12 protein-coding genes are annotated in these 14,034 nt (G+C 42.5%); 3 read left to right on the top strand and 9 right to left on the bottom strand.

Annotation, left to right across the window (positions count from 1 at the left end; all coding sequences use genetic code 11):
- Positions 1-67: 67 nt before the first annotated feature.
- The 5 genes from W03_RS06165 to W03_RS06145 all read right to left on the bottom strand — a co-directional run bounded on the left by W03_RS06165 (position 68) and on the right by W03_RS06145 (position 5,269).
- The gene (locus W03_RS06165) at positions 68-1,210 is read right to left on the bottom strand and encodes a DUF2235 domain-containing protein (RefSeq protein WP_244072142.1); all 1,143 of its coding nucleotides are present in this window, start codon (positions 1,208-1,210) and stop codon (positions 68-70) included.
- A gap of 121 nt (positions 1,211-1,331) precedes the next feature.
- On the bottom strand, positions 1,332-2,522 hold the full coding sequence (locus tag W03_RS06160; RefSeq protein ID WP_244072141.1) for a S1C family serine protease: 1,191 nt from the start codon (positions 2,520-2,522) through the stop codon (positions 1,332-1,334).
- Positions 2,523-2,712: 190 nt separating this feature from the next.
- On the bottom strand, positions 2,713-3,030 hold the full coding sequence (locus W03_RS06155) for a chaperone modulator CbpM (RefSeq protein WP_244072140.1): 318 nt from the start codon (positions 3,028-3,030) through the stop codon (positions 2,713-2,715).
- A gap of 4 nt (positions 3,031-3,034) precedes the next feature.
- The gene (locus W03_RS06150; RefSeq protein WP_244072139.1) at positions 3,035-3,982 is read right to left on the bottom strand and encodes a DnaJ C-terminal domain-containing protein; all 948 of its coding nucleotides are present in this window, start codon (positions 3,980-3,982) and stop codon (positions 3,035-3,037) included.
- Positions 3,983-4,099: 117 nt separating this feature from the next.
- On the bottom strand, positions 4,100-5,269 hold the full coding sequence (locus W03_RS06145; RefSeq protein ID WP_244072138.1) for an alkaline phosphatase PhoX: 1,170 nt from the start codon (positions 5,267-5,269) through the stop codon (positions 4,100-4,102).
- 156 nt (positions 5,270-5,425) lie between these two features.
- Between W03_RS06145 and W03_RS06140 the strand changes: the two genes are divergently transcribed.
- From W03_RS06140 to W03_RS06130, 3 genes are all read left to right on the top strand, one after another.
- A complete protein-coding gene (locus W03_RS06140) occupies positions 5,426-5,797 on the top strand; it encodes a multidrug ABC transporter permease (protein WP_244072137.1) in 372 nt (123 codons plus the stop codon).
- Between the two features lie 159 nt (positions 5,798-5,956).
- A complete protein-coding gene (locus tag W03_RS06135; RefSeq protein ID WP_244072136.1) occupies positions 5,957-7,561 on the top strand; it encodes a hypothetical protein in 1,605 nt (534 codons plus the stop codon).
- Positions 7,562-7,687: 126 nt separating this feature from the next.
- The gene (locus W03_RS06130; protein WP_244072135.1) at positions 7,688-8,260 is read left to right on the top strand and encodes a L,D-transpeptidase; all 573 of its coding nucleotides are present in this window, start codon (positions 7,688-7,690) and stop codon (positions 8,258-8,260) included.
- Positions 8,261-8,267: 7 nt separating this feature from the next.
- Here W03_RS06130 and bamC read toward each other — a convergent pair whose 3' ends face one another.
- From bamC to W03_RS06110, 4 genes are all read right to left on the bottom strand, one after another.
- Entirely contained in the window at positions 8,268-9,407 is a 1,140-nt protein-coding gene (gene bamC / locus W03_RS06125; protein WP_244072134.1) for an outer membrane protein assembly factor BamC, read from the bottom strand.
- 33 nt (positions 9,408-9,440) lie between these two features.
- Positions 9,441-10,319: a 4-hydroxy-tetrahydrodipicolinate synthase gene (gene dapA, locus W03_RS06120; protein ID WP_244072133.1), complete on the bottom strand. Its 879-nt coding sequence runs from the start codon at positions 10,317-10,319 to the stop codon at positions 9,441-9,443.
- A gap of 157 nt (positions 10,320-10,476) precedes the next feature.
- Positions 10,477-13,065: an ATP-dependent chaperone ClpB gene (gene clpB, locus W03_RS06115; RefSeq protein ID WP_244072132.1), complete on the bottom strand. Its 2,589-nt coding sequence runs from the start codon at positions 13,063-13,065 to the stop codon at positions 10,477-10,479.
- Between the two features lie 462 nt (positions 13,066-13,527).
- Complete coding sequence (locus tag W03_RS06110) at positions 13,528-14,010, bottom strand: peroxiredoxin (protein WP_244072131.1); 483 nt, start codon at positions 14,008-14,010, stop codon at positions 13,528-13,530.
- Positions 14,011-14,034 lie beyond the last annotated feature (24 nt).

The following is a 14,034-nucleotide window of genomic DNA, read 5'->3' as shown; positions in this document are numbered from 1 at the left end:
TCCAACATACTGTCGCTGTTGTTACAGCGTGATTCCTCCTTCTGCAAGAATCACACTTGAGCGGTTTCTATGATTTATCGAATGCGTCTGCTTTACCAACGTAATTGTATAAGCGATAGCTTTTGTTCATTTCCATTCGAATCTTCGCTTCTGGGCTAACTGCTTTCATATCCCGAATCGGCCGTAAATAATCACCATTCCAGCCAATATGCCTAATCAAAGGCCTATCCTCATCGTTCACATAATAGATACTTGGGAACTTGACAATACAAAGCGTGGCAATTCGGTAAATCCACTTCGAGAATCCTCTTTCAGGTATAGGTTCGAGAAAGTCTGGGGAAAAAATCGGATCAGAAATAAGCTGCGTATCTATTCTTAAACCATATTCCCTAGCCTTACGCATCATCCATTCAAGCGTGATATCAGACAATCCCGTACTTTTATCACTCCCGCCGACACAAGCATGGTCTCCTGGAAACCAAAGCTCCTCGATACGTGAACTGTTTTTTTCATATTGATGGTCCCACAATACGGGTCGATAAGGCCAACGCTTCTCGTCTATTGCAACCGCTTGGCAAGCATTCAGAACGCTAGAACTCAGCTTGGTATCGTGAAAATGTCGATTAAACAAATAATCAATTAGCTTTGAAAAGAGCAATCCATATGGCGAACCTAATGCAGCAACGGTATCCCACACACCAATGAAGCGAATTTGCTTGTAATTATCTCCCCATGTAAATTGTTTGCGGAAATTGATCGAATTTTCAGCATCAGGATGCCAGGCTTGATCACGAGATTTATAATGATCATAAGCATCATCAAGCAGATAAAGAAAGCGTCTTTGCAATATCCCAACATTGTGAATCATACCTGCCAAGCTTCTCGCACTGTAAGCGCCACGACTAAATCCTAACAAATAGATTTCATCACCGGGTTCGTAATTCGTCGCGATAAATGAATAAGCCTCTTTGATAGCGCTACTAATGCCATAACCGAAAACACCACCAAGTATTCGTTCAAATTTACGTGTGCCGATACCCGGTACGTAATGCACCAGTTGTACATTCCTATGGCTATCCGTTGATTTGAGTGCCTCCAAGAATCGAACGACATTGGTAACGGGTTGACTACCGCCATCAAGAGAATTAGGAGATTTCGAATTAGTGTTTTTCCAAGTGCCATCAAAAAGCACAATTAATTTCTTACGCATAAGATTTCCTTTGAAGCATGAATCGCTTAATTAAATTGTTTTAAAATGACTTTCTATTCAACAAATCATATAGAGAACATTCGTTTGTCGGCATATTGCCTTTTGTTTCTGGCATTGTAGGCTATTCACTCGGTTGCAATGTAATTGGCACCTCGATTTCTTCACTTCGATCACCATAGCGACGTACGGTTAACTTGATAGTGTCTCCGACTTTATAGTTATCAATGCGGGAGAACAACTTGTCGACTGAATCAATCGACTTACCATCAATTGCCACAATGACATCGTTTGCCACAATATTACCTTCGGCGGTAACCGTGGCGCCTTTCAGTCCAGCTTCTTCGGCAGCCGATCCGGGGCTGATACTTAAAATAATGACCCCATTAATTTTCAGGTGCTCGGCTAAGCGTCTGTTAAGTTTACTGTCGACGGTAATGCCCATGGCGGGGCGAATATATTTACCCCGGCTTATAATTTGCGGTACGACATGATTGACCGTATCGACCGGTACGGCAAAACCAATTCCTGCACTAGCACCGCTTGGGCTATAAATTGCTGTATTGATGCCGATGAGACGGCCGGCAGAATCAAGTAACGGACCACCGGAATTACCGGGGTTAATAGCAGCATCGGTTTGTATTAGATTATCGATACTCCGTCCGTCACCGCTGGGTAGCGAACGATCCAGGGCTGAAACAATGCCCGTAGTCAGCGTCCAGTCCAATCCAAATGGATTACCGATGGCAAATACTTTTTGTCCCACTTTAAGATCATTACTTGAGCCGATAGGAACTGGTGTGTGCTGTTGAAAGCGCGTATTGATTCGCAGCACTGCAATATCATGCGTAGGGCTTGCACCGACTAATGAGGCTTTATAATCACTGCCATCGGTAACCCGCACAGTTGCCTCACTCGCACCTTTGATCACATGAAAATTGGTAATCACATGCCCTTCGTTATCCCAAATAAATCCTGAGCCGGTGCCACTGGGTACAGAAAAAATATTCCTTGTCCAAGCATCCATGACACGCTGACGCGTCGTAATAAAAACAACTGAATCCCGTGAATTCTCAAATAATTCGATGGTACTTTTTTCATCTTCCGCTAAAGTACCCCGTGCTTGCACAATACGTGGCTCGGCATTAACTGAATGGTTGTTACCATTTAATAAATTATGTTGCAATACATCTGGAAAATAGTGATACAGAAAACTATGTAACAACAGCGTCGCCACAAAAACAATTAATGTAATCCTAATGAGGCGTGCAAAGGTTCCATCCTGGCCCATCGAGCTTCTCCAATCCTTATTCATGTTTTACAACAATGATGTAACGTACAAAACCAGATGTCATTAAAATGGCAGAACTTCACCGGAACTCACAAAAGGTTGTATTCAACTGATTACCATGCAATTGAACGCACGATATTATAGAGAGGTCGTAAGAAAATTTGTGTGATGTTTTCCATATTACTCAAAGCTCTTTTGTAAGCGCAAAATCACGTTAGCGATTCCCGATTTCTGTGATATTAATTTTCGTACGCAACACCTCAACTTCTTCGATCAAATCGGCAACCAACCCAGCCAATTCAGGATGGCATTCAAAATCTCTTTCAACACGTATGATTCGCTTGACTCGAATTAAACTCCGGCTATCGAATATCCAAGTTGTAGGATCCGCTTTCATATAATCATCATTGAGTAATACGCCACATTGAACATGTTCAATAATCCATTCGCGACTAACGTGACAGCATCGTGCCAATCTGTCTAAATCAAGCATGGCATTTTCCAACAATGTTGCATCAATTTCGTCAGACATGACTTTAAACTCCCAAATTCTGGCGTGGATTAAAAGCGAATTCTCGTGCCATAGTTTGATAAAATTCGCGCTCTTTATTGTTCGAAACGGGTGGTAATATGATTTCCAATAGCAAATATAAATCTCCCGATGTCGCAGCAGGAATACCTTTTCCCTTCAAACGTAATTTTCTCCCTGACTGTGAATTTTCTGGTACACGAACCTCAACAAATCCATCCGGAACAGGGATTTTAATGGTTGCGCCCAGTGCTGCTTCCCAAGGGGCAACAGGCAAAGAAGCATAAACATCTTTATTTTCGATTCGATATCGCGAATGAGGGTTGAATTCAACTTGCAAAAAAAGATCACCGGCCTTTTCACCCGCCGTACCGGGGCCGCCCTGCCCTGCCAAACGGATAACTTGCCCAGCATGAACACCTTTGGGAATTCGTACATTCAAAGTATGCTCGTCAAAGGTAACGTGACCTTGGTTATCCAATTTCGGTGCGCGTAAAGTCAAACTACGTGTCGTACCGTGATAGGCATCTTCCAGATCTAGCATGATTTTGGCATGATGGTCGTTACCTTGCATTTTATGCTCGCCGTATGGTTGCCTTCCTCGCATTTGTTTACCAAACAACTCTGCAAAAAAATCGCTAAAATCGGCAGCCTGTGAATCATCGCTATGTGTGTGACTAAACTCAAAACCAGCATCCCAACCTGGAGGTGGTTGAAAACCACTATCCGACCGAAAATCCCTACCTTGTCCTAAATTATCATAGGCTGCTCGCTTTTCGGGATCCGATAATACCGTATAAGCCTCGTTAACCTCTTTCATTTTTTCTTCGGCATTGATTTCTTTGGATACATCAGGATGATACTTACGTGCCAACCCGCGAAATGCTTTTTTGATTTCGTCCACAGTAGCTTCTCGTGCAATACCGAGTATTTTGTAATAATCTTTAAATTCCAAATTCACTGCCCCTTTTATTGATTTTGCATACAACCCGCATGCTTGTGATAAAGAAAGATAAGATGATTTATAAGTTTATCAAGTGCAAGTGAAAACCATTTATATACAAAGATCGAATCAGAATGGTCCGGTAACTTCGTAGGTAATACCACCATCGTTATATCCACTACTCCCCCGTTGTGAACTAAAATACAAGCGACTACCGTCCGGACTGAACGCAAGGCCGGCTATCTCCGAACGTTCATGCCCTACCAATTGCAGCAAGGGAAACGCTTTATTAGCGACTAACACTACAATTTGCATATCGCTACCATCCTCGGCAACCAGTAATTCCCCAGCTTGATTGGCTATAATGTTATCGACTCCGGTCAGTACCTGTGATTCATACTGTGAACGACTATAGACAATACTGAGCGCTTGTTGCGGTATGTCATACATCCAAACGCAATCATCACCTTTAGTGGTGAAATAAATCGCACCGCGATGATACCAAATTCCTTCTCCGCCATTAAAGTGTGTTGCGTTGTCGACCTGATAACGCGTCAAGGTAGATTGCGCCATAGAATCCGGCAATACATGCCAACGAACCTTGCCTGCAGAACCTTCAAGCACTTCTGCTACTTCCAAAAACCCATCATTTAGATTCGGATGGTTTTGCGTAGTATTAAAAGATCTCGCGGTATAACGATATAAGCATCCGTCGGTTTCGTCTTCGGTTAAATAAATCTGCTTGTTGATCGTATCCACAGCGACGGCTTCATGTCGGAACAAACCCAAAGCAACCCTGACCTGACCTTCTTTTTTGCCAAAAGGATCGCACTCCCATACCCGTCCTTTTGTAACTTCTTCACAAGAAAGCCATGTTTGCCACGGGGTATATCCGCCTGCGCAATTACGGTTGGTATTATTTAAAATCGAGTAGGCATCAATGAGTTTTCCCGATCGATCAAAGCGTAACGCACCAACGCCACCTGTATTATGATCCAACTCGCTATTCGAAACATAAATCCATCCCGCATCCTCAGTGGCAAAAATTGCCCCACCATCTGGAGCGTCATGCCACTGATACTTAAAAAGTATTTGCCCAGATCTGGCAACAATACGTGAATGAAAACCTGCCGGTAAACGTACGCCATTTTCATCGGGAGGTAATAATTCTTCTGTGGAGGCTAGCCGCAGTAGCGCAGCTTGCATTGGTGTGGGTAACAAGATATTACCCATAAATGTACCCACTGCCAGCAGACCATGCTTCAATATGCTTCGTCTTGATAAATCTATACTTTTCATTATGCTGGTTTCAATCCAGAAATCTTAGTTGGTTTTCTTTCTATCAAATTAAGTGAGCTCACTATGCAGTGAGACGTAAGGTTTCTAGGTTCAAATATAACAAGGATATATTACAATGCTGCATTGTTAAAATCCCATCTTATAAAAAATATTGCAATGCTTTCATTTATTAAAATACTTGCCTCATTCTTTTCATTTTTACTCGTACTGTTCTTTATTAGCACGATACTTACGATTACCAGCAATTTACCTATTTGGCTGAATGTTACAGTTTCACTTGCGCTCGCGCTGTTATCCGGCTGGTTTGGCTGGCAACTTACTTCTGGGCAGCGCACAGGAAAAGGTATTGCGATTGTCAGCGGCGCATTAATCATCGGTGGAATTTCTTTCACGTTGGTATTTCTAGGATCCATGGCTATTATTAAAGATACCAGTCAAGGACCTTTGGTTGGCATTTTCATTGCAACCCCATTAGGTCTCATCTTGGGTGCAATCGGTGGTTATCGATATGCAGCATCAGAGATTTGAAGCATACTAGGTCGTTGCTTAAAACGATCATCTAATCCAACTATTCTTATTCTGCTAACAAAACTAAATAATTGTGTTGACATATAGGAAAAGGAGGTATTTGATGCTTATGGATTTAAGTGTGATAATTTCTATTTTTGAATTCCTTGGGAGCATCAAATGATAAAAATTAATAAAACTTCAGGTGCTTGGATATGTGGTGCTTTCCTAACCTGCAATTTCAATTCCGCGTTTGCTGACGTAGTCAGCGATACAGAGAGAGTACTTAATTGGCTGGAAATGTCAAACCCGCAAATCTTTTCTAGTCATCCTACTACGCAAGCGAGTATCGAGCCCTGGCTATTTCGATACTATCCAGAAGCTGGCATTTACACAGGCGTCAACAAAAATGACAAGGCTGCTTATGTCATAGGAGATTCATGGGGAAGCACTCCCGCATTAATCGATTCCTTATCCAATTTAGTCAATCAGATCCCCAAAGAGAAGTGGCGAGGTGCTGAACCGATATTTCAGCAAACAGCACAATTTTTTGATAACCTGGAAGTTGCCATCAGTGCTAATGGCGATGCTGTAGCGGTTTGGCTTGAAACCGACTCTGACTTCAGTATCAACAGTGTTTGGGCTGTACATTACAATGCAACTGCCGATACTTGGAGCGGACCAACTTTACTTGACAGTGGCACTCAGAATGCTTATGAACCTAAAGTAGCCATGGATGCCAATGGCAATGCTACGGTTGTATGGATGCAGCAGTTAGAATCCGGAATCGATGCTTGGGCTGCGCGATTTCAGGTAAATTCTGGTTGGGAAACTGCTGTCATGCTAGAAAATAAAAACTCTTCAGACGGCGGAGGATTTCCACAATCCGATGTTGCTATGGACAATATGGGTAACGCAATTGTAATCTGGTCACAGCGTATCGGTGTTCAGTCTTTTATCCATGCCAATCGGTATGTCATTGGCCAGGGGTGGGGAAGCGCAAAATCTATCGATCTGGATATTCCTGATCAAGTTGATGCCAGCTTTAATCCAAAGGTGGCAGTTAATAACAATGGTGACGCTATTGCGGTATGGTCGAGCATCAATACTCCCAACATCAGGGTCAGTCATTACCGTTTAGATAGCAATACCTGGGACTCCTCTCCTAGGGAATTAGGTCCTGGTGTTCAACCGGAAATAGCTATCAGCGACAACGGCAGTGCAATTGTGGTTGCTCCTGCTCGGATCAATTTGGCTGATCCACTTCAAGTAGCTGCTTGGCACTATAATCCCATTAATGGATGGGATCCTGCGGTAAGAATCCTCGATCAGGGCCGTGTGGCGGAAACCAAATCCTTTGTTCGGGTTGCCATGGACGCAAGAGGTGATGCGGTAGCTTCATGGAGTCAATTAGACTCTTCAGGATTGGTCAGCGCTTTTACCAATTATTTTCAAAATGGCCAATGGGAGACACCAACAATCATCGAAGCAAATAATACTGTAGGGGTTACTAAACAAGGTGCCGAAGTCGGTTTGGATTCCAGCGGTAGAGCGTTTGCAGTATGGAGGCAAGAGGCTCAAGATGGTTCTTTGCAGGACAATTGGGCAAGCGTCAGGCAAGCGGGTACTAATCAATGGAACGCTAGTTCACTCGAGACGGTACGCGGCTCCATAACTGAACCACGCCTAGCGGTCAGTTCAACCGGTAGAGCTATCGCTGTTTGGTTGCATAGCGATGAAAAAAGCGACACGGGCCGCTATCTGGTCGCGAATCTATTTAAGTAATGATAGTGCGTGTATAAGCGCGAGAAGAAAAATTGTTCTGGGTAGTATAGCGATTACCAGGGAAGCTCTGATTCAATTCCATCATTTGTGAGATAGTGATTTGAAATTTTGCATATGAACCAAACGATGAAACGACTTAGATTGTGTAATTCTTCAACGCTGCTGCTGATAGGAATACTCGGTTTAATAGTTGTATCCAACTCTCTCCAAGCGAACGATGCCATTTGGATTGATATCGATACTCAAGAGCATACCCTATCGGTCATGCAAGGAAAGAAGATTCAGGTGGTATTCCAGAATGTATCCATTGGCCGTTATGGTACAACTCGAACTAAAATTACCAAAGATGACAAGACACCACTCGGTACATTTAAGATCGGTTGGGTTAACGAGAAAAGCCGCTTCCATCGATTCTTTGGTTTGGATTACCCGAACCTAGAGAATGCCAAACAAGCATACCTGGAAAACAAGATCAGCTACGAAAATTGGTTAGCCATCTTGGATGCAAAAATGATGGGGAAAGTACCTCCCCAAAATACCCCGCTAGGTGGGCATATCGGTATTCATGGTATTGGCAAGGGAAACCCAGAGATTCATCATAGCTATAACTGGACGAATGGTTGTATTGCATTAACTAATCAGCAGATTGATCAATTAAGTCGATGGATCACAAAGGGTACAGTGGTAAATATTCGTTAAAACTACTTTATCTCAATTGCTCATACAATAATCTAAGAATTCTCCCCGACGTTGCTGAATCCACTGCAGTACCGTCATCATTGAGCAAACCAACCTCACTCCTGTTAAAACTTGTGTCATTCAATTGTATACGGTACCTGATCGCTTTGCCGTCTGATGAATCTTCGTTAAGCCAAAACATCAGATTCGATAAAATGCCTTTACCGTCACCTTCTTTTTTGCTGTCCTTCTCTGGATTAACATAACGCACATAATAGATTCCTTCCGCGCGATTCCGGTCTTCAACAGTAAAACCGATACGATCCAATGCCAAACCGACTCTACGCCATGAACGATCAAACGCTTCATTAATCACCAGTTTATTACCTGCCGATTGATCGATATAAGCACGTTGGTCCGAAATACCTTGACTGGACGCTAATTCCAATTTGGCTTTTTCTTCCCTAACACCAAAGCGAAGCATTAGACGAGACAACATTTCCGCTTCCAAATCAGGATCAGCAGGACGTGGCTGCCAAATCGTACGTTGTAAATTACCCCCCTCTACGACTTCCGTCATACCTCGATGACTGATATAAATTTCCGTCAGCCCGGCTTCATTTCTCTCTAAACGAGTACGATATTTATCGCGCTCCCCGGCGGAATAAATACTATCCAAGAAGGTAGAAAATATATTACGAATAAAATCTTGTGGAATTTTGGCTCGATTCTCAGCCCAGTCAGTTTCCATAATACCTGTTTCCGGGCTTTCTACTTTAATCAGAAAACCAAGCTCTTGCCAAAATTCTTTAATAACTGGCCATACTGCTTCAGGTGATTGGGGAACCACAAGCCAACGCTGCGTTCCGGCGCGCTCGATGTATACACTTTCGACTGAAGTAGGCGACATGGGTGTTTTGACGCCGCCTGGAAAAGGATTGCTTCGGTCATTTTGATAACTGGAAAAAGTAGTGCTGGTGGGTGCATCGAGTTCCGGAATAGCATAACGATCATCAATTGCTGGCTTAATCAAATCGGGTGGTATATCGAGTGGCGGTACTTTTCCGGCAGATTTATAGTCAATCGTTTTAGTTTCTGGAAATAATTGAAATGAATTACAACCTGTAACTGAAAAAATAAATGCTACCCCTAATAGAGGCCTCGACATTCTCCGCCACTTCATTTTTAACACTATTCCCCCTTAAACTTGGATATTAGCAAGCTGCATGGCTTCCCATAACAGTGAATGATATTGCTTAGATAAGGGAGTTAGTGGAAGCCGAATGCCAGAACGGATCAATCCCATTTGTTCAACAACCCATTTAACGGGAATCGGATTCGCTTCTATAAATAAATCGGTATGTAATCGAAGTAATTGATTATTCAATAGTCGTGCGGTTACTAGATCGCCACTTGCTGCGGCAACACACATTTCATGCATTTTTTTAGGTGCCACATTGGCAGTAACCGAAATCACACCGTGTCCACCAAGCAATAATAATGCTAATCCACTGGCATCATCACCGCTGAAAATAAGGAAATCTTTTGGCGATCGACGTAATAAATCAGAACCACGTCCAATATCGCCGGTGGCATCTTTAATGCCGATAATGTTGGGAACTTCAGCTAACCGCAGAGCGGTATCATTGCTAATATCTGCTACTGTTCTACCAGGAACATTGTATAAGATATGCGGAATATCAACAGCCTCTGCAATCGTTCTAAAATGTTGATACAAACCATTTTGAGTAGGCTTGTTATAGTATGGTGCTACCGATAAGCAAGCATCCACACCGACTTCTTTAGCATATAGCGATAAATCAATCGCTTCACGAGTAGAATTAGCGCCTGTACCAGCAATGACGGACATGCGTTTTGCAACATGTTCCACTGCGGTTCGCAACAACAAGTAATGCTCCTTGAAATCGACTGTCGGTGATTCTCCGGTTGTGCCTACTACTACAACACCATCAGTACCTTGTGCAATATGAAAATCGAGCAGCGAACGAAAACTGTCTAAGTCAAGTTCGCCATTTTCGTGCATGGGGGTTACGATAGCAACCAGACTGCCTTTAAGCATAACAATCAAATCCAGTGAAAAAACTCTATTTTACCCGAATCTTGAGATACTGCAGAAACTGTTACTAAATATTCAGCAGTTCACAATAGTCATTACGAGTTATTTTTTACGAATATCACCATACTACAAGCCATCGGATATAAACGTCAACAATGCATCAAATGCTGGCCTTAGAGAAAATCATTTGATTATGATCATACGCAACTTTGATTGTATCTTTTGCAACAAAGCGTCCTAATAAAATTTCTTTTGCCAGTGGATTCTCAATCTGAGCCTGAATTGCACGCTTCAAAGGACGGGCACCAAATACCGGATCAAAACCAACTTGTGCAATAGCTGCCAATGCAGCATCACTGACATCAAGCTTCATCTCCAATTTTGCTAGGCGTGCTTCAAGATACTGGAGTTGTATTTTTGCTATAGATTGAATATGCTTCTGATCCAACGCATGAAATACTATAACCTCATCAATACGGTTGATGAATTCTGGGCGAAAATAGGTTTTCACATCTTCCATCACCGCCTGTTTGATTATTGAATAGTCTTTGCCGGACATTTCTTGAATCATTTGCGACCCAAGATTTGAAGTCATCACAATGACTGTATTTTTGAAGTCCACAGTTCTGCCTTGCCCATCAGTCATGCGACCGTCATCCAAAACTTGTAGCAAAACATTGAAAACATCCGGGTGTGCTTTCTCAACTTCATCTAAAAGAATTACAGAATACGGTTTTCGGCGAACAATTTCGGTTAAATAACCGCCTTCTTCATAACCAACATAGCCTGGCGGTGCACCTATCAAACGAGCGACCGAATGCTTCTCCATAAATTCAGACATATCAATACGCACCAAATGATCTTCCGAATCAAACAAGAATCCCGCAAGTGCTTTGCAAAGCTCTGTCTTGCCTACTCCTGTTGGACCCAAAAACAAGAAAGAACCATAAGGACGGTTAGGATCCGACAAACCTGCTCGTGACCGCCGAATCGCATCGGAAACAAGGCGCACGGCTTCATCTTGACCCACTACCCGATCATGTAATTTTTGTTCCATCAGTAGCAATTTCTCACGCTCACCTTGCATCATTTTGGAAACGGGAATACCTGTTGCTCGTGATACTACTTCTGCAATTTCTTCAGCATCCACTTGTGTACGCAACAGCCTAGGCTTTCCTGTTTTCTCTACTTTGGAATCAACTGGTTGTTGTAGTTGTGCTTCGAGTTGAGGAAGGCGACCATATTGCAACTCGGAAACTTTCTGCCAGTCACCTTTACGAGTGGCAGCATCAATTTCCAATTTGATTTTTTCCATTTCCTCTTTGATTTGCTGGGAACCGTGTACTTGAAATTTCTCAGTTTTCCATATTTCAGCAAGATCCGCATATTCACGCTCTTTTTTCGTAATTTCATCTTCTAAGAGCTGTAATCGTTTTTGCGAGGCTTCGTCCTTTTCTTTCTTGACAGCTTCACGCTCTATCTTCAACTGTATCAACCGACGATCAAGTTTATCCAGTGTTTCAGGTTTCGAATCAATTTCCATACGGATACGCGCAGCCGCTTCATCGATTAAATCAATCGCTTTATCTGGCAAAAACCGATCGGTAATATAGCGATTGGACAATTCAGCTGCGGCTACAATAGCCGGATCAGTAATATCGACACCGTGGTGGACTTCATACTTTTCCTGCAAGCCCCGTAAAATTGCAATGGTCGCTTCTACGCTGGGTTCTCCGACCAACACTTTTTGGAAACGGCGTTCTAATGCCGCATCTTTCTCAATATATTTGCGATACTCATCCAAAGTAGTGGCACCAATGCAATGTAACTCCCCCCGTGCCAATGCGGGTTTCAACATATTTCCGGCATCCATTGCGCCATCAGCTTTGCCGGCACCTACCATGATATGTAGCTCATCGATGAAAACGATTGTCCTGCCTTCATCTTGCGTTAATTCTTTTAGTACCGATTTAAGGCGCTCTTCAAATTCTCCGCGATATTTTGCCCCGGCTAGTAATGCTGCCATATCTAAACTCAATACGCGTTTGTCTTTTAAGCTTTCCGGCACCTCTCCATTAACAATACGTTGTGCTAACCCCTCCACAATGGCAGTCTTACCAACACCCGGTTCACCAATTAGTACTGGATTATTTTTGGTGCGACGTTGCAATACTTGAATGGAGCGCCGGATTTCATCATCTCGACCAATGACCGGATCCAATTTGCCTTGTCGCGCGCGTTCCGTGAGATCTAATGTGTACTTCTTTAATGCTTCACGATTACTCTCACCTTCCGCACTATTAACTTTCTCACCGCCACGAACCGTATTAATTGCTTGCGAAAGCGCTGTATAGCTTGCACCATACTGCTTGAGCAATGCGCTGATCTCACCTTTATCCTGAAGTGCAGCCAACAAAAACATTTCCGAAGCAATAAATTGATCGTTTTGTTTTTGCGCCTCCTTGTCAGACAAATTCAATAAGTTATTTAAACCACGAGAAATAGTGACCTCACCCGCTGAGCTTTCTACCTTGGGTAAGCGTTGCACTTGTTGCCGCAAATTCTCCAATAAAGCCGTTGTATTAACACCTGAGCGCTGCAGTAACGACACCGTATTACCATCTTCTTGTTGCAATAGCGCCAATAACAAATGTTGTGGCTCAATCGTTGGATTGTCCTGCCCTACAGCGATGCTTTGTGCATCAGAAAACGCTTGCTGGAATTTGGTCGTTAATTTATCAAAACGCATGAAAAAAAACTCCTTCGAAAATGATTTATGCCTATGTGGTGAAGAATACAATAATTTCAAGCATCACTTAAGTTTACAATGATATGAGTTTCTTGGAGTACGATGCAATCCGCCGCATCCGTAGATCAGCCATTAAGGGGAGCAATCCGTCCAGATATCGCATAAGGGAGGAAAATTCTTCTAAAAAAGGGAAAAAACTTCACTTTCTACCAAAATGGCGTGTAACACTGTCATTTGCATACTTCTCTCATTAATCCAACCAATTTACGCAGTTATGCAGAGATCTCTTAAATGGAATTGATACATCATCATCGTTATAAAACCGAGGCTTCCGATAGGAGATCGTGAAGAATGTAGAATTAAGAATTGCGACAGAAATAGTAGATTTCTTGCAGATGGTACATACCAGATTTGAGTGATGGAACAGTTACGATATAACTGTCGTGAGGTACATTTTTCCTATTAATTAATCACAAGGCTATTATAGTGCTCCGTCACAAAATTCAGAACTTCTTCTACATGACCGGGCACTTTGACACCGCGCCATTCCTTTCTTAACTTACCTTCCGCATCAATGACGAATGTGCTGCGTTCGATGCCACGCACTTGTTTCCCGTACATGTTCTTTAATTTCATGACACCAAATTGCTGACAAACCACTTCATCAACATCACTTAGAAGCTCAAATGGAAATTGCATTTTCTCTTTAAAGTGCTCATGCGATTTTATACTATCACGAGAAACTCCAACAATTACGCAATTTCTTTCGATAAAATCTCTCCAGTGATCGCGGAAGTCTTGCCCTTCCGTTGTACATCCCGGCGTATCATCCTTGGGATAAAAATAAATTACTATAATTTTCCCTAAATTTTCTGCTAAGGAAAAATTTTTATCACTAGTGGAAGGTAATTCAAAATTACTGACAACAGAGTCGATCGCTATCATGAATTAAATGTTATCTATTTAGAA

Origin of the sequence: Nitrosomonas sp. PY1 (genome assembly GCF_022836435.1) — a bacterium.
GTDB lineage: Bacteria > Pseudomonadota > Gammaproteobacteria > Burkholderiales > Nitrosomonadaceae > Nitrosomonas.
Note: the sequence above shows the minus strand (reverse complement) of the source record. Positions and strands in the feature narration are given on the sequence as shown.